The 22,145-nt window shown below is 63.9% G+C and carries 20 protein-coding genes and 1 pseudogene; 17 read left to right on the plus strand and 4 right to left on the minus strand.

The genetic code is table 11. The features are described from left to right. The first annotated feature begins 150 nt into the window (after window positions 1-150). The 3 genes from JZ792_RS30105 (at window position 151) to JZ792_RS30115 (ending at window position 3,579) form a co-directional block, all read left to right on the plus strand. A complete protein-coding gene (locus JZ792_RS30105; protein ID WP_216915815.1) occupies window positions 151-576 on the plus strand; it encodes a hypothetical protein in 426 nt (141 codons plus the stop codon). Between the two features lie 348 nt (window positions 577-924). After that, complete coding sequence (locus JZ792_RS30110) at window positions 925-1,611, plus strand: TetR/AcrR family transcriptional regulator (protein WP_216915817.1); 687 nt, start codon at window positions 925-927, stop codon at window positions 1,609-1,611. 882 nt (window positions 1,612-2,493) lie between these two features. Beyond that, window positions 2,494-3,579, plus strand: coding sequence for a phosphotransferase (locus tag JZ792_RS30115; RefSeq protein ID WP_216915819.1), 1,086 nt, complete (start codon window positions 2,494-2,496; stop codon window positions 3,577-3,579). Between the two features lie 89 nt (window positions 3,580-3,668). Here the strand turns inward: JZ792_RS30115 and JZ792_RS30120 are convergent, their stop codons facing one another. The 4 genes from JZ792_RS30120 to JZ792_RS30135 all read right to left on the minus strand — a co-directional run bounded on the left by JZ792_RS30120 (window position 3,669) and on the right by JZ792_RS30135 (window position 7,060). Continuing rightward, complete coding sequence (locus tag JZ792_RS30120; protein WP_216915821.1) at window positions 3,669-4,430, minus strand: SGNH/GDSL hydrolase family protein; 762 nt, start codon at window positions 4,428-4,430, stop codon at window positions 3,669-3,671. Window positions 4,431-4,716: 286 nt separating this feature from the next. Continuing rightward, window positions 4,717-5,331 carry a TetR/AcrR family transcriptional regulator gene (locus JZ792_RS30125; RefSeq protein WP_216915823.1) on the minus strand — a complete coding sequence of 205 codons (615 nt, stop codon included), beginning with the start codon at window positions 5,329-5,331 and terminating at the stop codon, window positions 4,717-4,719. 64 nt (window positions 5,332-5,395) lie between these two features. Then, the gene (locus JZ792_RS30130; RefSeq protein WP_216915825.1) at window positions 5,396-6,295 is read right to left on the minus strand and encodes an SDR family NAD(P)-dependent oxidoreductase; all 900 of its coding nucleotides are present in this window, start codon (window positions 6,293-6,295) and stop codon (window positions 5,396-5,398) included. Window positions 6,296-6,559: 264 nt separating this feature from the next. Next, complete coding sequence (locus tag JZ792_RS30135) at window positions 6,560-7,060, minus strand: PaaI family thioesterase (protein WP_216915827.1); 501 nt, start codon at window positions 7,058-7,060, stop codon at window positions 6,560-6,562. A gap of 230 nt (window positions 7,061-7,290) precedes the next feature. On the opposite strand from JZ792_RS30135, the gene JZ792_RS30140 reads away from it, so the two are divergent. The 14 genes and pseudogenes from JZ792_RS30140 (at window position 7,291) to JZ792_RS30200 (ending at window position 22,069) form a co-directional block, all read left to right on the plus strand. Further along, entirely contained in the window at window positions 7,291-7,482 is a 192-nt protein-coding gene (locus tag JZ792_RS30140; protein WP_216915829.1) for a ferredoxin, read from the plus strand. A 140-nt stretch (window positions 7,483-7,622) separates the two neighbouring features. Continuing rightward, complete coding sequence (locus JZ792_RS30145; RefSeq protein ID WP_216915831.1) at window positions 7,623-8,108, plus strand: MarR family winged helix-turn-helix transcriptional regulator; 486 nt, start codon at window positions 7,623-7,625, stop codon at window positions 8,106-8,108. Between the two features lie 463 nt (window positions 8,109-8,571). Further along, a complete protein-coding gene (locus JZ792_RS30150) occupies window positions 8,572-9,798 on the plus strand; it encodes a CaiB/BaiF CoA transferase family protein (RefSeq protein ID WP_308165512.1) in 1,227 nt (408 codons plus the stop codon). Then, a pseudogene (locus JZ792_RS43080) lies at window positions 9,795-9,938 on the plus strand (zinc ribbon domain-containing protein); the annotation flags it as partial. The gene JZ792_RS30150 and the pseudogene JZ792_RS43080, both read left to right, overlap by 4 nt. Window positions 9,939-9,971: 33 nt before the next feature. Further along, entirely contained in the window at window positions 9,972-10,220 is a 249-nt protein-coding gene (locus JZ792_RS43085) for a Zn-ribbon domain-containing OB-fold protein (protein WP_308165515.1), read from the plus strand. Beyond that, entirely contained in the window at window positions 10,217-11,440 is a 1,224-nt protein-coding gene (locus JZ792_RS30160; RefSeq protein WP_216915835.1) for a thiolase family protein, read from the plus strand. The genes JZ792_RS43085 and JZ792_RS30160 overlap by 4 nt, the downstream gene beginning before the upstream one ends. Before the next feature lie 41 nt (window positions 11,441-11,481). Continuing rightward, window positions 11,482-12,951 carry an aldehyde dehydrogenase family protein gene (locus JZ792_RS30165; RefSeq protein ID WP_308165513.1) on the plus strand — a complete coding sequence of 490 codons (1,470 nt, stop codon included), beginning with the start codon at window positions 11,482-11,484 and terminating at the stop codon, window positions 12,949-12,951. Between the two features lie 26 nt (window positions 12,952-12,977). Then, the gene (locus JZ792_RS30170) at window positions 12,978-14,180 is read left to right on the plus strand and encodes an amidohydrolase family protein (RefSeq protein ID WP_216915839.1); all 1,203 of its coding nucleotides are present in this window, start codon (window positions 12,978-12,980) and stop codon (window positions 14,178-14,180) included. Between the two features lie 10 nt (window positions 14,181-14,190). After that, window positions 14,191-14,967 (plus strand): SDR family NAD(P)-dependent oxidoreductase, encoded by a 777-nt coding sequence (locus JZ792_RS30175; RefSeq protein ID WP_256461508.1) that lies wholly within the window; start codon window positions 14,191-14,193, stop codon window positions 14,965-14,967. A gap of 4 nt (window positions 14,968-14,971) precedes the next feature. Then, window positions 14,972-16,222: a cytochrome P450 gene (locus JZ792_RS30180; RefSeq protein WP_216915843.1), complete on the plus strand. Its 1,251-nt coding sequence runs from the start codon at window positions 14,972-14,974 to the stop codon at window positions 16,220-16,222. A gap of 28 nt (window positions 16,223-16,250) precedes the next feature. Beyond that, window positions 16,251-16,685, plus strand: coding sequence for a nitroreductase family deazaflavin-dependent oxidoreductase (locus tag JZ792_RS30185; protein ID WP_216915845.1), 435 nt, complete (start codon window positions 16,251-16,253; stop codon window positions 16,683-16,685). Window positions 16,686-16,934: 249 nt separating this feature from the next. Continuing rightward, window positions 16,935-17,636, plus strand: a complete 702-nt coding sequence (locus tag JZ792_RS30190; protein WP_254190556.1) for a TetR/AcrR family transcriptional regulator — start codon at window positions 16,935-16,937, stop codon at window positions 17,634-17,636. A gap of 1 nt (window position 17,637) precedes the next feature. After that, entirely contained in the window at window positions 17,638-19,182 is a 1,545-nt protein-coding gene (locus JZ792_RS30195; RefSeq protein ID WP_216915847.1) for an AMP-binding protein, read from the plus strand. A 142-nt stretch (window positions 19,183-19,324) separates the two neighbouring features. Further along, a complete protein-coding gene (locus JZ792_RS30200; RefSeq protein WP_254190557.1) occupies window positions 19,325-22,069 on the plus strand; it encodes a branched-chain amino acid ABC transporter permease/ATP-binding protein in 2,745 nt (914 codons plus the stop codon). The last annotated feature ends 76 nt before the right edge of the window (window positions 22,070-22,145 follow it).

Genomic DNA, 22,145 nt, shown 5'->3' on the forward strand with positions numbered 1-22,145 from the left:
ACTGGTCCCCGGCAACCTCCGCTCGCTCCTAGCCGACCTACTGCGCTCCGGGCCACCCGAAAAGCCGATCACCCTCACGCACTGAGCGCTAAACCCACTGCCCGCAGACCTTGCAAAAAACATAGGGTCCCCCGCACCTTCCGCAAAGGCGTGGCCACCACGGTCGACCAGGCCTACGACAACCCCGAACGCGCCGCCCGCCAACTCGGCAACACCCGCGAGGTCGCCAAGACCCACTACATCGACATGCCCGAGACCGCGGTCGACCACCGCGCCGTCCTCGAAGCCTGGGCACGCGGACCAGGAACGAAACGTGAGATTTATGTGAGAACGCTCAAATCCCGACACCACTCCGGAAACGAGAAACCCCTTCGACCCAGGTCGGAAGGGGTTTTCATGGTCGGTCTGACAGGATGTAAACCCGCGACCACCTGCCACTATTTCGCGTTCATCGGGACGATCGCGAAGTGGGTCGACATCGACCAGAGCGGAGAACCACCGGATGACACCGTTGCTTGCGCATCGCCGAATTGTGGCAGGGCTGCTCGCAACTCGACTGCTGGCCACCGGCGGTGAACTCGGTACCACACTCTCCGCCCGCTCCTGCTTCAAGTCCAGCTCGTTGCGCTCTCGGCGTTGCGGTGCACTGCCCTCTCACACAATTCCGGCGATCCCACCACCTCGGACGCACCAGCTACTCGGCACGGTAGTCCGAGAGACAGCACACGTCGACCGGATCGTCCGGTCGTTGTGTTCCTCCGACATGAGAGAATTCATCCGGGTGAGCAGCACGCACGCGCTGGCTCTACTACCGGAACCCTCGGGCCGCACTGTGAACTCGAAGACAAGGATATGGCTCTTGACCACACGAGCAGCGACGTCGCTCACAGCGGGCCGATCCCGGCACGGAAGTCTCGAGGCGCCGTGGGCAACGAAGTGATCGCGGGGTCCGGCGAGGCTTGGGCCGATCGTGCCGCGGCACGATCACCCTCGGTCCAGAAGTCACGAGATCGCAGCACCAAGCGGGCGAAGATGCTCGTCGACGGCGCTCGTCGGTTGATACTGGTCAAGGGCGTCTCCTTCACCACTCAGGAACTGGCCACAGAAGCCGGGGTGACACTGAAAACGTTCTATCGATACTTCGCGAGCAAAGATCAACTGCTGCTCGCGGTCTTCGAGAACATACTCACCGAACAGATTCTGCGTATCGAGGCGGCCGCACGCGAGTTGCCCGACCCGATATCACGCATCCGTTTCTACGTGACATCCGCGATGGGTTCGTTTCGTGAGTCCTCGCGCGCGGACGATGAGAGCTGGGCACAGTTCATCACCGCCGAGCACTGGCGGCTCTACCAGATCTTTCCCGAGGAGATGTCGCAGGCCGATCAGCTCTACGCCGACCTCATCGAGGCCGAATTGCGGCAGGCCACCGAAGAGGGCCTACTGCGAGCAACCGATCCACACCAACACTCCTGGTTCGTGATGCAGCTCATCATGGCGGTGTTCCATCACTACGCGTTCGGAACCCGCCCGACCCACATCGAGGAAACCGCCGAGCAGCTATGGGAATTCTGCCTGGCCGCATTCGGCGGCAATCGTGGTGATGTGTGATCGGGAGGCGCGAAACGACACTGTCGAACCCGACCTAGCTTGATTTTTAATCTTCAGGGGTCGGACTGTGAACCCTGGTTGATCTCGAATGAAGCCCTCGGGTGATGATTCCTATTGCGACAGAAGGAACTTCGACCCGAGGGCGTCGTTGAATATTGTGCACGACACTGGTGCGCACCGACCACCGCGAGTTCGGCCTGCACGACCGGGTCGGCGCTCGAGAAGAGCATAACCGCCAGCCTGAAGGCTGAGGACCTTCCAAGAAAGTGTCGATCGCCCCGTGGGCGCGGATCCTCGCGCGCTCCGGACCTGCGGCAGATCGAACGAGAGCGTCGGACTCACCCGGCCGTGTCGCGCGCACCGCCATCGATCGCACCCTTCGTCTCGGGCCTGGCTGGCCCCGCCTCGATCCCCGATCGGTCGACCTGCGACTTCCGGACTTCACGACCATCGTATGCCGGTGCGAGGCTCGAGGAAACTGGAACGCGAGTACGAGAACGGCGGTGATCCGAAGATCCAGACCCGGAGCACGCGCCGCGCTCGTCCCCAAAGTACCTGTACGGCGAGTTCTCGCCACAGTTCTCCCGAATATTGAAATAGGAACCTAAGTCTTGTTAGCCTCCGTGAGCGACGTCACCGAATTGCTCATTCGCGACATCGACCGTGCCAGCGGCAGCCAATTCACAGTGGTGCGAACAAGGAGAACTTCATGCCTTCTCTCGGAATGCTCATCGGAGGGCGAGAAGGTCGGCGTTCGTGGTGGATTGCGCCGCCCGTCTCCCGACGGAGACCGTCTCCGATCGTTCATGCTGCTCATGAGCGTGGCCGGTGACGACACCACCGAACAGGCCACGACAAACCACGCCGACCTACGAGGCTGACATGCGTACCAACCCGACCATTCCCGCACAACCCGACGATGTCACCGCGAGTTGGTTGTCGTCGGTTCTCAGCAGCGCGGACACCCCCGTGGCCGTGGACCACGTCCAGGTCACCGCCGTCGGCACCGGCCAGACCGCCGCGACCTATCGCGTACTGGTGCGCTACCGAGAACAACAGCCCGCTCTACCCGACAGCTTCATCGTCAAAATGCCCTACCAGGATCAGGCGGTGCGCGATCGCGTGTCGCCGAGCTACCGCGCCGAGCACGCGTTCTACACGGATGTCGCCCACACAGTGGACGTGCCGATCCCACAGTGCTTCCACTGCGAAATCGATCGGAATGGCGCCGACTTCGTTCTGTTGCTGGAGGATCTCGCACCCGCGGCGCAGGGCGACCAACTGGCAGGGTGCGAGGTGGCCCATGCCCAACTGGCAGCCCGGGCTCTGGCTGGGCTCCACGGCCCGCGGTGGTGCGACCCGACGTGGCGGAAGTTCTCCGGGATAACCACGCCTGATCCTGATGCGTCGACTGCCCGACGGGCCGGCGACATCGCGATATCGGCCGCCGGCGTCACAGTGGAGAAACTCGGTGGGGCGATGACCTCCGATGCCAGAGAAACACTACGTGCCGCAAACGCCTTGGTGGCCGACTGGCTGATGCTCAAACCCGAGCGATTCTGCCTGCTGCACGGTGACTACAGACTCGACAACCTGCTGTTCGATCCCGGGCACACCCGAGTCACGGTGGTCGACTGGCAGACTCTCGCGGTGGGGCTGCCTGCCCGAGACTTGGCCTATTTCGTCGGTACAAGTCTTACACCCGAAATCCGCGCCGAGTCGGAAAGAGATCTCGTCCACGACTACCACCGAGCGCTGTTGGCCTACGGGGTCTCCGAGTACGACGAGTCCGAGTGTTGGCACGACTACCGGTTGGGCATGCTACAGATTCCAATGCTCGCCAGCTTCGGCACTGCCTTCTCGGCATCGACGGGCAGGGGTGACGCGATGATGGTGGCGATGCTGGAACGGGGTTGTCGGGCGATACGCGAACTCGGCAGCCTCGAGCTGATCCGCGAACTCATATGACGCGAAACGCCGGAATCGGGCGTGGCTGGTTGGTATCACCGCGACCCGGCACACTCACATCGCGATCCGTGCCGGCGGATCCGTTGAGGTCAGACCAGATTGGACCGAACGAGTTCTTCGACGACCTGTCCACCTCTGTCGGCGAGGTGCACTCCGTCGATCGTGAACGCATAGCCGTTCTTCCGCGAGATATGGTCCCATGACTTTCCGAACGCATGGGCCAGGCTCGCTCGGCCCGTGGTGCTGATCACCTTGCTGATCTTGACCTCGAGCTTCGGTACCTCGTGCACTGCGGGAATCAGATCGACCAGCCGCTCCCGCAGCGGAAGCGGTTCGATTCCGTACTTGGCGGCGGTCAGTCGAAGCGCGGCGTTGTAGGTGAGGACCTTCTTGTTGATCTCGCTGTCCACATCCTCGCCGACGGGCGGAATGTCGAGAACGATGACGCGGGCACTCGTTTCCCGACTGAGGCGGCCCAGGATGACATCGACGTTCTCGATGTACCAGGCGAGGTTCGGAGTCTGAGGGATACGTTGCAGAAGCCGATACATCCGCTCGGCTTGTGGACTGAACGTCGCGCTGACGTCGTTCGTCCCGACAAGCAGGGTGACGACATCGGGGCGCAGCGCGATCACGGCATCGAGGCGGCGAGAGATGTTCCACGCCAACTCGCCGCCTACCCCGGCATTGATGAAGGCTCGCGACGGATCGGCGCGCATCAGCGCAGTCACCCAGTCGGCGCTGACTTGCCCGTGCGTAATACTGTCCCCCAGGCAGACGACGAGTTCACCGTCCGGACGTTGCCGAGGTGGAAATTTCTTGATGGATGGGGCGATGGGATTCTTACTCATCAGGAACTCCGATCTGAACAGTCTTTACCCGCTGGTCATCCTCGAAGTCTCCTGACCACCGCACGACGTAGCCCGGACACCGAGATCCGAATCACTTTGACAGTATATTCATTCAATTGATCACACAAGGTATGCATGGAAGTGAACATCAATTCACTCGCATGATCCCGATCTCCGGGAACGCCGTCAGCCGATTCCCACGATCGCGTACCGTCGGCCGGACTGCCGCCCCCGAGCAGGGCACTGTTTCTTCCCGTCGAGGGGCTGCGACCCCGTCATTGCAGGATCATTCGGCGAGCGAACCGTCGAGATGCCCTGTGCCCGGCGACGCTTCGATACCGACGAGGACCGTCACGGCCAGATGGCCGATGAAATCCTCGGTGACCTCCTCGTAGGTGAGCAACCTATGGACGAGCGCCCCGACGATGATCTCGGCGACGACGTCGGTGGCCGTACCCGGACGCAGCTGCCCCGCGTCGACCCCCCGACGCAAGCGTGCGGCGAGACCGTCGTGGGCGATCGCGCTCATCTGCTGCTGGAAGCCTCGCGCGATTTCCCGATCCTCCGCTGCGGCCGCTACAGCCGCCCGGATCAATCCGACCGCGTCGGGATCCCTCGCGATCGCCGCGAACTCCCGCATCCATCCGATGGTGTCGGACCGCACATCCCCGAAATCCTGCGTCACGATGGCAGGGGTCAGAACGTAACCATGCAGCAAACACTCGGCCACCAACGCGTTCTTCGACCGATACCAGCGATACACCGTGGGTTTCGATATCCCCGCCCTCGCAGCGACACGGTCGAGCGTGAGTTTGTCGTAGCCGCGCTCGGAAAGCTCTTCGCGCGCGGCGGCGAGGATGGCGAGACGCGCAGCCTCACTGCGCGGGCGTCCTGCAGGCATGGAGTGACCCTATGGTGACGATGGTCGAGGATCCAACCGAACCGGGGCCCACCCACCAGCGGTGTCAGCCGAGGACAGCACCGGGCACGAGCTCGTCGAGCTCGTCGAGGCTGTATGGGGCGTTTTCGTAGGGGTCACCCTTCGAGATGGTGTTGAGATCTTCATAGTCGGACCAGACGCTGATCCGCCCCCCGCCGGCATGGAACACACGACCACTCACCTCGGCAGCCTCGCTCGTGCACAGCCATGTCACGATGGGCGGCACGTGCTCGACCGGCCCGGGACCCTTCTTCGCGAGCGCCCACATCTCATCGCTCAACCGCCCCTCCGCGTGCGCCCGCTCGAGTTCGGGAAGCATCAGTTCGTATGTCCGGGTCGAGGCCCCCGGTGCCAAGACATTCGCCGTGACACCGGTCCCTCGCAGCTCGGTCGCCAAACCCTTCATCATCGACACCGTCCCACCCATCGCCGCAGCGAAGAGCGGGTTGCCGACTCCACCCCGCGCACCCTCCGAAGCCGTCGCGACGATCCGTCCGTACCCCCGCTCGACCATCCCCGGCACAGTCAGCCTCGAAAGCCAGAACTTCTGACCGAGGAACAGATCCATCAACTTGTAGTACCGCTCGTCGGATACATCGATCTGTCCCGGCATCACCGCACCAGCATTGGCCAGCACGATATCGACCTGGCCGAAAGCACGCTCCGCTGCCTGCACCAAGTTGGCACAGCCCTGCGGTTCGGCGACGGAATCATAGTTGGCGACCGCCTCGCCACCCACCCCGCGGATCTCGGCGACAGTCGCGTCGGCCGCGGCAGAACTCCTCCCCTCACCCGCCGCGCTCGTACCGAGATCGTTCACGACTATGCGCGCCCCCTCCGCCGCCAACGACAGAGCACACGCCTTCCCCACGCCGTTTCCGGCACCGGTGACGACGGCGACCCGCCCCTTCAATCGATCACCCACGAGAGCCTCCTGATCCGGGGCCGACTCCTCCGCGTCGGCGCCAACACAATTACTTAACTAATCGTAACGTAATTGGGTCGAGCATACCGAGGAATCCACCGCGAGATCGAGGAGCTGCCGCAATCCGTCGACCGGGTGGGGGTCGCACCGCAGCGGCCGACGCTCACCGCGCCGCCGAGCGAGGACAGGCACGATCGGCCGGAAGGGCAGTGCATCTGTCGCGAACGAACAACTCGTCGCCGTGTCGCGACAGGGAGCCGTCGGTCAGGAGCGTTCGACGACCACCAGCCCCAGCGTCGCGACCGCCGCCAATTCGCCGGTCGGATGAGCGAGGACCTCTACACCGACCGCCACCGATCGCCTACCTGCGCGCAGAATCCGCGCAACCGCCTGGGCCGAGCCGCCCGTGACAGGTCGCAGGTATCGAATCGAGACATCCGACGTCACCACACTACTGTCCGCCGGGATAGATTTGCTTGCCGCCCGCCCCGCAGCGACGTCGATCAATGTCGCGATGAGTCCACCTTGAAGACCCCCGTGCGGATTCAACAGTTCGTCGGTGATCTCCAACTCGATCACCGACCGGTCTTCGTCCGACGGCACCTCACGGATGCCGATCGTCTCGAGGTATGCAATCCCGTTCAATGCTGATTCCTTTTCCTGGGGCGCGTCTTTGCGTCGACAGCTGTATAATTCACCGAGCCTGAACTGTAATCCAATACGGTAGAAGCAACAGTACAAGGTCTCTTCACTGCCACGTGGCAATCCTCGCGCTCCTGTCCGAGAACCCCACGCGCCACAATCTATCGAGTATGCCGCATCCAACTCCACTGCAAAGACAGAGGATTGACGGTCCGGGCCACCCGCCTCCTCGAGGCAACATCGGCCGAAGACCGATGCGAAACAATATACTGTTGCTGATACCGTATCGAATCCCGCCACGGCCGCGCGAACGGTTTCGCATCGAAGCAGCCACCCGACACCGAAGGATCCCGATGCACGTCGAAGTCGATCACAACAAATGCGCCGGACTCGGTATTTGCGAGTTCCTCGCCGAAGATGTCTTCGAAGTGGGCGACAACGGTCTGGCCACGATCAAACCCGGCGAACTCCCGCAGACCGACCGCGACCGACTGACCCAAGTCGTGGCACAGTGCCCCACCGCCGCCCTTCGGCTCCAGGACTGATGATGCGCGCGATCGTCCTCGGCGCCTCGGTCATGGACGCCGTGCCGACAGCGATGCATGTGCCCCACTGCGTCGATCTCCGGCGCGGTGTGTCCGCGTCGCCGTCTCGGCCAGCCACCGTCGGGACATGAGGTGCGAGCGTGAGTCCCGAACCGATTCGGCACCTCGAGTACGAGAGCATGATGCTGTCACACCATGACTTCACCGCTGACAGTCACCGGGTCGAGAACACTCTCGATCGGAGCGCGTACCTCGTGCTGACCAGGATATGGGCGCAAGGACCGATGTCTTTGGGCGAGTTGAGCGATGCGCTCGCATTCGACATCTCCACCATGAGTCGCCGGACCAACGCGTTGATCCGCGATGGCCTCATCGTGCGCGCGCTCGATCCCGAAGGCGGGCGGGCGCGCTTGCTTCTCATCACCGCCGTTGGCATACGCCGTCTCGAATGCGAGCGCGAGCGAAGAATCTCGGCGCTCCGAATCGTTCTCCAGGAGTGGAGCAGCGACGACATCGCATGCCTGGCCGCGTCGCTGAACCGATTCAATGCCAGCGTCGAACGGCTCGGGAAGACGCCGCGGCCTCGACCTCGGTCCGATTCGACAGAACTCGAACGTCAGACGTAATGATCATCGGCCGGTCCGAAGGCCGCGGGCGATGACACGAAGCGACGTCGACCGTCGACACGAGCGTCGTTGACCAATGCGACAAAGGTCGCGCCCACCATCTTCGAGTCCGGCGTGCGCACATTCGATACGCCGGACTGCCACCCCTCTTGTCACGGAATGCCGGAAGCGTCCCGGACACGACTGAGCTGCGGTCACCTCAAGAAAGGCCGTTGCCTGTCGACCGGCACCCGAGTCGACGATCCCCGCTCAGGTCCGGAGGGCGCGCCTTCGGACACCGGCACCGACATCCCTCGAGTCGACGCGACAGGTGGCTCGCAGCAGGCCACCGATTCCCACAATCGACCGTAAACCCCTTGCAGTGCAGGGATTTTCAAGGACCATAAAAAAATGTAGAATCAAAAGGTACCCAAAAGTCCAGTCATGTTCTACTGTGAGCGACAGCACTACAGTCTTTCGCTGTATGGGAGGTCACAGGTTGGTCGCCGAAGCTTTTACTGGGCTAAGGGTCGTAGAACTCGCGCAATGGGTGTTCGTGCCCGTCGCCGGCGCACTCCTGGCGGACTGGGGCGCGGACGTCGTCCGCGTAGAACACCCCGATGGCGATCCCTATCGGGGCCTGGCCACCCAGGGCATCGGGACGGACGGAAGAGGAGTAAATCTGTCTCTGGCCCTGGCCAACCGTGGGAAGCGTTCAATTGCCCTGGATCTGCGTAGTGATGCGGGCAGGAAGGTACTCGACCACCTTCTCGAGACGGCGGACGTCTTCCTGACGAGTTTCCGGCCCGGCGCGTTGCGCCGTCTCGGGCTCGACGCCGAAACCCTCGTCGCGCGTTTCCCCAAACTGGTCTACGCCCGCGGGCACGGTTTCGGAGTCCGCGGACCCGGCGCCGACCGGCCGGGTTACGACTCCTCCGCCTCTTGGGCCCAAGGCGGAATGGCCCATGTCATGACCTCGCCGGAGCAGGACTATCCGGTGTCACCGCGTGGCGCGATGGGCGATCGCAACGGTGCGATGGCCCTCGGGTTCGGACTGGCCGCCGCGCTGCTGCGGCGGGAGCGTACCGGCCAGGGTTCCGTTGTCGACGTATCGCTGCTCGCCACGGCCATGTGGACCCTGTCCTCGGACGTGCTCTCCGCGCTGGCCGGAAGCCAACCACGCGGAATCTCGGGCCGCGGTGGCTCTGTCAACCCACTCGTGGGCACGTACAGGACGAAGGACGCGCGTCATATACAACTGGTGTTCCTCCAGTCCGACCGCTATTGGGCCGATTTCTGCAAGCTGATGGAGCGCGAAGACCTGGTATCGGACCCGCGATTCGTGGACCTGCGGGCTCGTGGCGAGAATTGCGGAGCGTGTGTCGATGAACTCGAATCCGAGTTCGCGAAGCGAACTTTCGCGGAGTGGAAAGAACTGCTGGCCGGGATCGATGCCCCTTGGGCGCCCGTGCAGGCAATCGAGGAACTACTCACCGACCCCCAGGTTCTCGCCAATGACTACATCGGCGAGGTGGTACTCGAGGACGGCACGTCGTACTCGCTACCAACCGTTCCCGTGCAGTTCGACGAGCGACCGCCCGTTCTCCGTCGGGCACCCGAGCACAGCGAACACAGCGAGGAAGTACTGCTCGAACTCGGCTACACCTGGGAACAGATCGGCGAGTTCAAGGACGCCGGGGTCATCCCGTGACAGTAACCCGCCCTCTACCCGTCCCTGATGAACAGTCGGCCCCCTACTGGACCGCGGCTGCCGAGCACATACTGAAAGTCGCCCGGTGTTCGCGCTGCGCTTCGTTCGCCACCCCACCCGACCACATCTGTCCGCAGTGCGGCACAACCGATCCCTGCTTCGTTTTCGAACCGGTGAGCGGCCGTGGTCATGTGCGGTCGTGGACCGTCATCCGTCAATCGTTTCTGCCCGGATTCGCCGACGACGCGCCTTTCGTGCTCGTCGATGTGGAGTTGATCGAGCAGGCCGAGCTACGGCTGATAGGCAGGCTTCTCGATGGTCCGGACACGCCTCTGAAACTCGGCGACGCGGTGACGGTGGCGTTCGAGGACATCGCTCCCGGAGTCGGTATCCCGGCTTTCGAACTCACCGGTGAGCAATGAGCCCTCGCTTCCTTGCGAGCCGAGAGGTCGCGATCGTCGGTTACGGCCACAGCACGGTGGTGCGGCATGCCGGGCGCCCTCTGGGCGCGTTGGCAGTCGATGTCGCTCGCGCGGCGATCAGCGATGCCGGGCTCCGAACGAAAGACATAGACGGTTTCGTCACCGCGGGCCTGTTCCCCACCGCGGGTGCTCACACCATCGAAGACGGTGTGAGCACGGTGTCGGCCAATTGGCTGGCCGAGCACCTCGGAATCTCTCCCCGCTATATCTCGGGCTTCCAGGGCATCGGCCAGATTCCCGGCACGGTGGCCCTCGCGGTCAACGCGATCGCCAGCGGCGCCGCGGATTACGTGTTGGTGCACCGCGCATTGCACAATCCGGCCGGCCGCTATCACGAGAACCCGATGCAATCAGCTCGAGGCAGCCAACAGTGGACAGCGCCGCAGGGCTTCTTCGGACCGCTTGCCATGATCGCGCTGCCCTACAACGAATATCTCCAACGCTATGGAGCCGACCGGGACGCGATGGCGGCGGTGGTCGTCGAGGCTCGCAAGAACGGGGCCAGAATCCCCTGGTCGTACTGGAACGACCGGCCGCTGACCCCCGAGGAGTACCTCGCCGCACCCATGATCAGCGATCCGGTCGGCCGCTTCGATTGCGACATCCCGGTCGACGGTGTCGCGGCCTTCGTCCTCACCTCGGCCGAACGCGCACGAGACCTGGCCCACTCCCCCGTCTATGTCGCCGGATACGCCACCAGCCCACCAGCCCCCCGACGTCTTCCACTGCATTGGCCCTTGGACGACATCATGGCCGGTGGCCGCGAAACGGTACGCCGACTGTGGGAGAACACCGGATTGTCATCGGGTGAGGTCGACTTGCCCCAGGTCTACGACGGCTTCTCGCCCTTCGTCTACTTCTGGCTCGAAGCTCTCGGTCTCTGCCCGGAAGGAGAGGCGCACCGTTTCGTACAAGACGGCGGAATCGACAGCGACCTGCCCGGCGCTCTCCCGGTGCTGTCGGGAGGTGGCGCGCTCGGCAACGGCCGCATGCACGGCATTCCCCAGATGCTCGAGTGTTATCTGCAGTTGTCCGGCCGAGCAGGTGATCGCCAGCGCGAGAACGTGACCGTGGGTGTCGCCTGTCACTCATCGCCGCATTTCGGCGGTGCCGTCGCTTACAGCTCTCTGCCTTCGTCGACCCCGAAGGCTCGTTCATGACTGTGTACAACACTGCCTCGCGGCAGGAAGGAGGCGAGTTCGTGGTCCAGATCATTGCCGAACGGCGCTCGTATGTCGCCGGAACCTGGATAGAGGGCGAAGAGACCTTCGCCGTGGAGAACCCGGCCGATGAAACTCACATCGCCGAGGTCTTCGCGACCCCTCTCGCCGAAGTGGAGCGGGCGGTCATCGAAGCGCGACGCAGCTTCGACCAGGGGGTGTGGGCGGATGTCCCCGCGCCCGAACGCGCGAAGGTCCTGTCGACCTTCCTCGACCATGTCGAGGCGTCCGGTCCGGAACTGGTGGCGACAATGGTCGCCGAAGCGGGCCAGCCGAAGACGTTCGCCGAGTACGCCCAACTGCGAGCAGGCATACCGCTCGCCCGCGCGACCATCGACCTCTACCTTTCGACACCCCACGAACAGGTCAACGAGATCCCCGTCGACGAACTGGTCCGCAGCGGCGTGAAGTTGAGCGTCCGACGCTACGAACCGGTCGGGGTCGTGGTCGCGATCACCCCGTACAACGCCGCCGTCCTGATGGCGCTGCAGAAGATCATCCCGGCGCTGATGGCCGGGAACTCGGTGATCCTGCGCCCCAGCCCACTGACCCCGCTGTCCTCGCTGATCTTCGGCGCCGCGGCGGACGCGGCAGGATTGCCCCCCGGCGTGTTCAGCGTGGTCGTCGAAGCCGACGCCGCCGGCGCCGAGTTGCTCACCGGCCACCCCGGCGTCGATATGGTCTCGTTCACCGGGTCCACCGTCGTCGGCCGACAGATTCTTGCCCAGGCTGCCCCGACCATCAAGCACGTGGCCCTGGAACTCGGCGGCAAGTCGGCACAGATCTACCTGCCCGACGCCGTCTCGAAGGTCGCGGCAGGCGCCATCGCCGTCGTCGCCGCCACGGCCGGTCAGGCCTGCGTCGCGGCAACTCGGATGATCGTGCCCCAGGACAGCAAGGCCGAGGTCCTCGCGACCGTGGCCCAGGCCTACTCCGCACTCACCGTCGGTGCCCCTACCGATCCGTCGAGCACCTTCGGGCCGGTGATCAGTGCCGACCAACGCGAGCGTTGCCACCGGTTCGTCGCCTTGGCCGAGGAACACGGCGGTAAGACTGTCGTCGGAGGCGGACGACCCGCCGGGCTCGACCGTGGCTACTATTTCGAGCCCACGGTCCTCGACCTGCCCGACAACTCCAACCCGGCAGCCCAGGAAGAGATCTTCGGCCCGGTGATCGCGGTACTGGGTTACCGCGACCTCGACGAGGCCGTGCGGATAGCCAACGACAGTGCCTACGGGTTGTCCGGGCAGGTCTACAGCGCCGATATCGCGGCGGCCACGGCCGTCGCGCGACGGCTGCGTACCGGTGCGGTGAACGTCAACACCGGCATGTTCAGCGCCTACGCGCCGAGTGGCGGATACAAGCAGAGCGGTCTCGGCCGCGAGCGTGGAGTCGAAGGCATCCGCGCATTCCAGGAACTCAAGCACCTCTCGATCGGCTCACTCGACTGAGTCGACTTCCCCAGAAAGGAACAGCTATGACATCGACCGAATACGATCTCGACTGGTTGATCTCTGTGGACGACCACGTGCTCGAACCGCCGAACGTATGGCAGGACCGGATCGCGGCGAACGATCGGGATCGGGCGCCCAAGCTGGTACGTGACGGCGACGCCGAGACGTGGGTCTACGAGAACAGGTCCGTCCCGACCAACGGTCTGAGCGCGGTGGTGGGCAAGAGCGCCGAGGAGTTCAGCCCGGAGGCGGTGACCTACGCGGAGATGCGCCCCGGCTGCTACGACGCCGCCGCGCGCGTCGAGGATATGAACGAGGCCGGAATCCTTGCCTCGCTCAGCTTTCCGTCGTTTCCCCGCTTCTGCGGTCAGATCTTCTACGAAGCGCAGGACAAGGATCTGGCGCTGCGCTGCGTGCAGGCATACAACGACTGGATGATCGACGAGTGGTGCGGATCCGCGCCGGGTCGCTTCATCCCGCTGGTGATCATGCCGTTGTGGGATACGACGTTGGCCGTCACCGAGATCGAACGGACTGCGGCGAAAGGCGCTCGGGGTCTGGCCTTCTCGGAGAATTTCGAGCCGCTGGGTCTTCCGACCATCAACGACCCCAACCGATACTGGGATCCGGTGCTCCAGGCCGCCTCCGACAACGAACTCGTGGTGTGCATGCATGTCGGTTCGTCCTCGACATTGCCCAACATCGCCTCCGACGCCCCGTTCATGGCGAATCTCGCCTGGGGTGCCACCCGCACCTCGGGCACCATGCTCCAGTGGCTGTTCAGTGATCACTTCGCGAAACTGCCCAACCTGAAGATCGCTCTCTCCGAGGGCAATATCGGCTGGATTCCATACTTCCTCGAGCGTGCCGAGCAGGTCTACAACAAGCAGCGGTTCTGGGCGGCCCGTGGCGTCACCTACGAAGGTCACGCCGCTTCCGATGTCCCGATGGACATCGATCTGCGTCAGCGCTTCCGTGACCACGTGTTCGGTTGCTTCATCGAGGACGAGTCCGGGATCGCCGCCATCGATGTCATCGGTGAGAACAACATCATGATCGAAACCGACTATCCGCATTCGGATTCCACGTGGCCGAACTGCATCGAGGTCGCCAAGAAGCAGATCGCGCATCTGCCGGAGGCGACGCAGTACAAGATCCTGCGCGGCAACGCCGAAAAGCTGTTCCGGTTCACCCCCGCGGTGCCTCCTACTCGCGCGGGAGCCTGACGTGACGACGCTGCTCCAGAACAAGAGCGCCCTCGTGATGGGCGCGGGCGGAGGTGTCGGTGCCGCCACAGCGCTGCGATTCTCCGGTGAAGGCGCTCGAGTGGTGTGCGCCGACATCCGACTCGAGGGTGCGAAGGAAACGGTGCGCGCGATCGAATCGGCCGGCGGTATCGCCGTCGCCGTCAAATGTGATGTCTCCGACGAAGCCGATGCCGCCGCGGCGGTGTCGGCCGTCGTCGAGCACTTCGGCCGACTCGACATCATCTTCAACAACGTCGGTATCCCGACACCGCGTCTCGGCGACAAGCTCGAAGATCACACGGCCGAGGATTTCCAGCGTTTGACCGCGGTCAATTTCGGTGGCGTCTTCAACGGTTGCAAGCACGCTGTCGTCCAATTCAAGAAGCAGGGCGGCGGCGGCGTCATTCTCAACACCGGATCCGTGGCGGGACTGGTCGCGTGGGGCGGGACGGTGTACGGCGCCACGAAGGGCGCCGTACACCAGCTCACCAAGGCGATCGCGATCGAAGGCGCGCCATTCGGTATTCGAGCCAACGCGATCTGTCCGGCTGGCATGCCTTTCACCAACTTCATGGCCGCGGGCGGACTCGGTGACAGTCCCGAGGCCCGAGATCAGCTGGTGAAGCACACCGAGGCGAACCATCCACTCGGCAAGGCGATCACAGCCGAGGACTGCGCCGAGGCCGCCCTCTATCTGGTATCCGACCATGCCGCCAACGTCACCGGAGTGCTTCTTCCGGTCGACGGCGGCTACGTGGCGAAGTGAGACTATGAGCACCAAGTACCTACTCGACCGGGATCGTGTCCGCGAACTGTTCGACCTGCGGGGCTCGTACATGGCCAAAATGGGCGGCGGCTACGAGGACGATCCCAACCCGGTCTGGCACGAATTGCGCGAGCAGGCCCCGGTTCACGCGGGGACCGTTCACGAGCTGACCGGCTATTCCGGGCCCGCGTTCTTCCAGGGCTTGCCGCATCCCGACCGACCGCACTTCTCCGCGTTCAGTTACGAGGCGTGCGCCGCCGCGTACCGCACCCCCGAGTTGTTCGCCTCGTCACTGACCCCGGTCGACGTCAACAATGGCAAAGTCGCCGCCCTCAACAGCATGCTCTCCATGGATGGCGAGCAACATCGGCGCTTCCGAGCTCTGGTTCAGCCTTCGTTCATACCGAAGAAGGCGCAGTGGTGGATCCTCAACTGGATCGAGGAATCCGTCGGCTTGCTGATCGACAGCTTCATCGATGACGGGCACGCCGAGTTGAACGTTGACTTCTGCGCCGCCATTCCGGTACTCACGATCACCAGCAGTTTCGGAATATCGGTCGAGCAGGCACTCGACGTGCGCGCGGTGATGAACAGGCGCCCCGAGGAGATCGTGCAGATCCTGGAGCCGATCGTGGCTGCCCGCAGGGAATCGCCGGGAGACGACCTCATCAGCGTCCTCGTCAACGCCGAACTCGCTAACCCGGACGGCAGCAAACAACGGCTCACCGATGCCGAGATCTATTCCTTCTCGGTGCTGTTGCTGATGGCCGGGTCGGGGACAACCTGGAAGCAGATGGGCATCGTCCTCACGGCGCTGTTGCAGCGCCCCGCATTGCTGGAACAGGTGCGAGAGAACCCCGACCTGCTCCGGCCGACGATCGAAGAGTCGTTGCGATGGGCACCGACCGACCCGATGTTCTCACGCTTCGTGACTCAGGACGTCGATTACCACGGTGTGCACATGCCGGCCGGTTCGGTGCTGCATATCTGTATAGGCGCCGCCAACCGAGACCCGGAACGCTGGGAGAACCCGGATCAATTCGATATCGACCGCCCGCTGCAGCCCTCGCTCGCCTTCGGCGGCGGCGTACACACCTGCCTCGGCATGCACGTCGCCAAAGCCGAGATGCGGACCGGAATCGCAGCGCTACTGGAGCGGCTGCCGAATCTGCGTCTCGATCCGGACCTAGAGCCACCGCGCCTGATCGGCATGTACGAGCGCGGCGCCACCGAGATACCCGTGCTCTTCGGATGACGAACGCCATAGAAGAGGAGGCGAACACGTGAACGCCGCGAACTACCGCCCACCCGAACTCGGGCTACTCGGCGATGCCCATGTGGCGCGCTACCGAGAGACCGACGGCGAAGTCGGTTACGAATGGAACGGCGTCTCGACGCTGCTGCTCACCACGAACGGGCGGCGGTCGAACCTGCCCCGTACCTCGGCACTGATCTTCTCTCGCGATGGCGACGACTATCTCGTGGTGGCCTCGACGGGCGGCTCGCCGAAACACCCAGCGTGGTACCTGAATCTCGTCGCCGACCCGAGCGTGGAGATCCAGGTCAAGGACCGGCGGATTCCCGCCGTCGCGCGCACGGCATCGAACGAGGAGAGGTCGCGGCTCTGGGCGCTTGTCACCGCGAACTGGCCGAACTACGACGTCTATCAGACCCGCACCGACCGAATCATCCCGATCGTGGTGCTCAGCCCGACATGAGTGATCCCAGCCGAAGGTGAGCCCGCTCCCCACTCTCGTCGCCAGTACTCGCGGGCGACGAGAGTGAGCGGAAGAGAAAGGACAGCGCGATTGACCGCAACCACCGGCACTCCTCACCTCGGGCCGACTCCGGCCCGAGGGGCCGTGCGTCATGACATGCTCGCGGGCTCGGCCGAAGCCTCGACCGAGCGGGCCGCCGCGCGTCCACCTTCGGTCCAGAAGTCCCGAGATCGCAGTACCGAGCGAGCGATGGCTATCGTCCACGGTGCCCGCCGACTGATACAGGTCAAAGGCGTCTCCTTCACCACCCGGGAACTGGCTACCGGAGCCGGGGTGACGCTGAAGACGTTCTATCGGTACTTCGCCAGCAAGGACCAACTGCTGCTCGCGGTCTTCGAAAGCATCCTCGCCGAACAGACACAGCGCATCGAAGCAGCAGCACGCGAGCTATCCGACCCGCTGTCACGCATCCACTTCTACGTGACCGCCACGGTCGACTCGCTGGGTGAGTCTTCGCGCGCCGAGGAGCAGAGCTGGGCGCGGTTCATGACCGCCGAACACTGGCGACTCCACCAGATCTTTCCCGAGGAGATGTCCGAAGCCGATCAGCTCTTCGCCGATCTCATCGAACGCGAACTACGACAAGCCACCGCCGAGGGCCTACTGCGGACAACCGACCCGCGCCAGGCCTCCTGGTTCGCGATGCAACTCGTCATGGCGGTATTCCACCACTACTCCTACGCCGCACCGGAAACACGCCTCGAGCAGACCTCCGACCAGCTATGGGCGTTCTGCCTCGCCGCGTTCGACGGCAGTTCGACTGCGAGAAGGGCGAATCCAGATGAGCACAGTCCCTTCTCGCCCCCACGGAGCAGGGCCGACGCGGCGCCTCCCCAATCGGACAACTCCTCTCGAGCCGGATCGTCTCGGCTCGACACGACCAGGAAGTAACATGCGAACCATTCCCACTGAGTTGGTCACCCGCTATGAAGCGGAGGGCTGGTGGACCGGCGACGGCATCGGCGACCTGGTGGTCCGCGGGTTGACCGCGGCTCCTGACGAGCAGTTCCGGGTGCACTCGGAGTTGCGTCCGTGGTCGGGCACATTCCGCGACGTCGAACGGATGGCCCGCAGACTCGCCGGTGGCTTGCGGGCGCGAGGGGTCGGGTCCGGCGATGTGGTGGCGTTCCAGCTTCCCAACTGGATCGAGGCGGCAGCGGTCTTCTGGGCATCCGCGTTGCTGGGAGCGGTGGTCGTACCGGTTGTCCACATCTACCGGCGCAAGGAACTCGCCTACATCATCGGAGCCGTCGATCCGAAAGTCTTCATCACCGCCGAAGGATTCGGGCAGTTGGAGTTCCACGCCGATCTGTGCGCGGACGTGCCCGTCGTCGCCGTGGTGGGGCGCGACTTCGATGACCTGCTCGATACGACGGAGATGTCGGGCACAGCGTCGGTCGACCCCGCGTCGCCGGCGTTGATCGCGTTCACTTCCGGCACCACCAGCAACCCCAAAGGCGTCGTTCACAGCCATCGCTCACTCGGATGTGAGGCCCGCCAGCTCGCGGACAGCATTCCGCCCGATATGGGCACGCAACTCACCGTCGCGCCGGTAGGGCATTTCATCGGCATGATCAACGCGTTCTTGATCCCGCTTCTCAACGGGACACCGGTGCACCTGCTCGACACGTGGAGCACCGAGAAGGTGCTTTCCCTGATAGCCGACGAAGGACTCACCGTCGGCGGCGGCGTCCCCTTCTATTTCACCAGTCTGATCGATCATCCCGACTTCTCCGACGAACACCTGGCGCACATCCGGTACGCGCCCATGGGCGGCTCGGCCGTTCCGGCCACAGTGACCGAGCGACTGGCGCGTCTCGGGATCACTCCCTATCGCGCTTACGGAAGTACCGAGCATCCCTCGATCACCGGGTCGGCCTACACCGCGCCCGAGAAGGAACGGCTCTACACCGACGGCAACGCGATGTCGGGCGTCGAGATCAGACTGGGTGAAGACGGGGAGATCCTCAGCCGCGGCCCTGATCTGTGCCTCGGGTACACAGATCCCGCGCTGACCGCCGCCGCCTTCGATCAGCAGGGCTGGTACCACACCGGCGATATCGGGGTCCTCGGCGAGGACGGCTACCTCACGATCAGTGATCGTAAGGCGGACTTCATCATTCGAGGCGGGGAGAACATCAGCGCACTCGAAGTCGAAGAGGTGCTGCTGGCGATGACCGGTGTCGCGGAAGCAGCCGTGGTCGCGGCGCCCGACGCACGCCTCGGTGAACACGCGGCAGCTGTCCTACGGCTGAAACCGGGGTACGACCTGCCGACGATGGATGAACTGCGCGCGCACTTCGCCGAAACCGGCCTCGCCAAACAGAAGTGGCCGGAAGAAGTGCACGAGGTGCAGGACTTCCCTCGGACAGCCAGCGGCAAGATCCAGAAGTTCGTGCTACGACGTGACATCACGACTCGGGCGACGGCGAAGTAGATACCAACCTCACACCCCACGGCAGTGGGGCTGAAACTTTCCCGCACGGCCCATCGCACCGGCTGCGCGTCCGGCATTCGCCGAATCAACTTGGAGTGGAGTCAACGTAGACATGCAACACTCGGCGTTTTTGCTACTCGGATTGGGAAACGGAGCAGTGTTCGGCGCGTTGGCGCTGGCAGTGGTGCTCACGTACCGGAGTTCCGGGGTACTGAATTTCGCGTCCGCCACGATCGCTTTGTTCGCCGCCTACATGTACGCGAACCTCCGCCAAGGCGACCTACTGGTGCTGGTCCCCGGCCTTCCCAGGCGAATCCATCTCGGTGGCCCGCTGGGCATGTGGCCCGCCATGGTCATCTCGCTCCTCATGGCAACGGCATTGGGACTGGTGCTGTATCTGCTGGTCTTCCGCCCCTTGAGGTCATCGCCCCTGGTCGCGCGCGCGACTGCGGCGGTCGGTATATCCCTCGCCATGACCGCCTTGGTAGCCGAGCGGGCGGGAACCACCTCGGTGGTCGTCGAACCGATATTCCCGATCGACCTGTGGCAGTCGGGTTCGCTGTCGATATCAGCGGACCGCGTGTACTTCGCGGTGACGATGGTCGTCCTGTCCATACTGTTGGCCCTGGTGTTCCGATTCACCAAGTTCGGGCTCGCGACGCGCGCATCCGCCGAAACCGAGCGCGGCGCCTACGTGAGTGGTTTGTCTCCCGATCGCGTAGCCGCCTACAACTGGATGCTCTCCTCCGCTGTCGCGGGACTCGCGGGCATCTTGATCGCTCCCATAGTGCCGCTCCAACCGATCGCCTACACGCTGTTCATCGTGCCCGCCTTGGCCGCCGCCATCGTGGCTCGATTCGAGTACGTGATCGTCGCTGTAGTGGCCGGGCTGGCCATCGGCGCGTTGCAATCGGAAGCTCAATACCTGCAGTCGATATACGACTCCCTTCCCTCGTCCGGATTGCCGGAGCTGGTACCGCTCATTCTGATTCTCGTCGCGCTGCTGATCCGGGCCAAGCCACTTCCCAGCCGCGGCGAGATAATCCTGCAGACGCTCGGACGCGCACATCGTCCGCAACGCCTCTACAGCAGCGCGGCAGTGGCGACCGTGGTTGCCGCCGTGGCGGTGGTCGTACTCGACGACCGGCTCCGCACCGGACTCATCGTGAGTCTCATCATGGCCATCATCGCGTTGTCCAGTGTCGTGGTCACCGGCTACGCGGGGCAGGTATCGCTGGCCCAGTTGACGATGGGCGGTGTGGCAGGCTTTCTCGTCGGACCGATCACCACGTCACTCCACATCCCGTTCCCTTTCGCCCCGTTGGTCGCCGCGCTGTGCGCCGCGGTGTTGGGGGTCGCCATCGGCCTGCCTGCCCTGCGCATAAGAGGGCTGTTCGTTGCCGTGGTGACGCTGGCGATGGCGTTCACCGTGGAGGCGCTGTGGTTCCGCAACACCGACTTCGTCGACCCCAAAGGTGAGTCGATCCCGAAGCCCGAAATCTTCGGTCGGGATCTGAGTATCGGTGCGGGTGTCGCCTACCCGCGAGTGACCTTCGGACTGTTGTGCTTGCTCGTACTCGTCGCGGTCGCGATCGGGGTAGCGATACTCCGACGCAGCCGCCTCGGATCGGAGATGCTCGCTGTGCGCGCGAACGAGCGGTCGGCGGCGGCCGCAGGCGTCAGCGTCATCCGGGTCAAAATCCTCGCCTTCGGCATCGGCGCTTTCATCGCGGGTCTCGGCGGTTCGATGCTGGCGTACCAACAACAGACGGTGAGCTCGGAATCGTTCGGGGCGATGGCCTCGCTCGGACTGTTCGCCACGGTCTACATCGCCGGTGCCACCTCAATTGCCGGTGGCATCCTCGCGGGCTTCATGGCAGCGAGCGGCCTGCTGTTCATCGTGACCGACGAACTCGGGCTGACGGGCAATTGGTTCACCGCCATCTCCGGCATCCTTCTGGTGATAACCGTGATCTTCAATCCCGAAGGAATCGTCGGACCGGGTCACGCACTGCTCGCACGGTTCCGTGCGAACCGAAGCATCCACCGAAAGGCGGATGCGCCGTCCGCCGAGACCATCGGACCGGAAGAAGTTGCCGCGCGATCGACGCCGGCTCCCTGGCACCCCGGTGCGAGTGACACCGGCGAAGTCGTCCTCCAGATCAAGGGCCTGTCGGTTCACTACGGAGGGGTCCAGGCGGTCAAGGACGTCGATCTGACTCTGACGAAGGGCACTCTCGTCGGTCTCATCGGCCCCAACGGGGCAGGTAAGACGACCGTGATGGACGCGATCTGCGGATTCGCGACAGCGAGCGGAGTTGTCGCACTCCGAGGAAGCGCGCTGTCAGCGCTGGCACCGCACCGCCGAATCCGCGCAGGTCTCGGAAGAACCTTTCAAGCCATCGAACTCTACGACGATCTGAGCGTCTACGAGAATGTCAAGGTCGGTCGTACCGCTGCGGCCGCACGCGATCGAAGCACCGGGGCCGGGAACGGCCCGACTTCGGTGGACGCGATTCTCGACCTGCTCGAGATCGCCGAGTTCGGCGCCCGACCCGCAGGCGAACTCTCACAGGGACAGCGACAATTGGTGTCCATCGCCCGAGCTCTTGTCGGCGAGCCCACCGTGCTCTTGCTCGATGAACCGGCAGGCGGCCTGGACAGCTCCGAGAGTCGTTGGCTCGGAGAGCGACTGCGCCCGATCGTCGACAGCGGCGTGACCATTCTGCTGGTCGACCACGACATGGATCTCGTACTCAACATCTGCGACACGATTCACGTGTTGAACTTCGGCGAAGTCATCGCATCCGGCACACCCGCGGAAACCCGAGCGAATCCGGTTGTGGCGCAGGCATATCTCGGAAGGGAGGCTATGGCGAATGGTTGATCTGACAGAGGCAACTCGGGAGCACCAAGGCCCAGAAGTGTCAGCGGTTCTGGAATGCCGCGGTCTAGCCGTCGGT

This window comes from Nocardia noduli, assembly GCF_019038455.1.
Lineage (GTDB): Bacteria > Actinomycetota > Actinomycetes > Mycobacteriales > Mycobacteriaceae > Nocardia > Nocardia noduli.

Bases quoted from the DNA above. Each gene is read 5' to 3' on its own strand.
- JZ792_RS30115 (WP_216915819.1), top strand. From the start codon at position 2,494: ATGCGTACCAACCCGACCATTCCCGCACAACCCGACGATGTCACCGCG.
- JZ792_RS30120 (WP_216915821.1), bottom strand. From the start codon at position 4,430: ATGAGTAAGAATCCCATCGCCCCATCCATCAAGAAATTTCCACCTCGG.
- JZ792_RS30125 (WP_216915823.1), bottom strand. From the start codon at position 5,331: ATGCCTGCAGGACGCCCGCGCAGTGAGGCTGCGCGTCTCGCCATCCTC.
- JZ792_RS30140 (WP_216915829.1), top strand. From the start codon at position 7,291: ATGCACGTCGAAGTCGATCACAACAAATGCGCCGGACTCGGTATTTGC.
- JZ792_RS30150 (WP_308165512.1), top strand. From the start codon at position 8,572: ATGGGAGGTCACAGGTTGGTCGCCGAAGCTTTTACTGGGCTAAGGGTC.
- JZ792_RS30160 (WP_216915835.1), top strand. From the start codon at position 10,217: ATGAGCCCTCGCTTCCTTGCGAGCCGAGAGGTCGCGATCGTCGGTTAC.
- JZ792_RS30170 (WP_216915839.1), top strand. From the start codon at position 12,978: ATGACATCGACCGAATACGATCTCGACTGGTTGATCTCTGTGGACGAC.
- JZ792_RS30180 (WP_216915843.1), top strand. From the start codon at position 14,972: ATGAGCACCAAGTACCTACTCGACCGGGATCGTGTCCGCGAACTGTTC.
- JZ792_RS30190 (WP_254190556.1), top strand. From the start codon at position 16,935: ATGGCTATCGTCCACGGTGCCCGCCGACTGATACAGGTCAAAGGCGTC.
- JZ792_RS30195 (WP_216915847.1), top strand. From the start codon at position 17,638: ATGCGAACCATTCCCACTGAGTTGGTCACCCGCTATGAAGCGGAGGGC.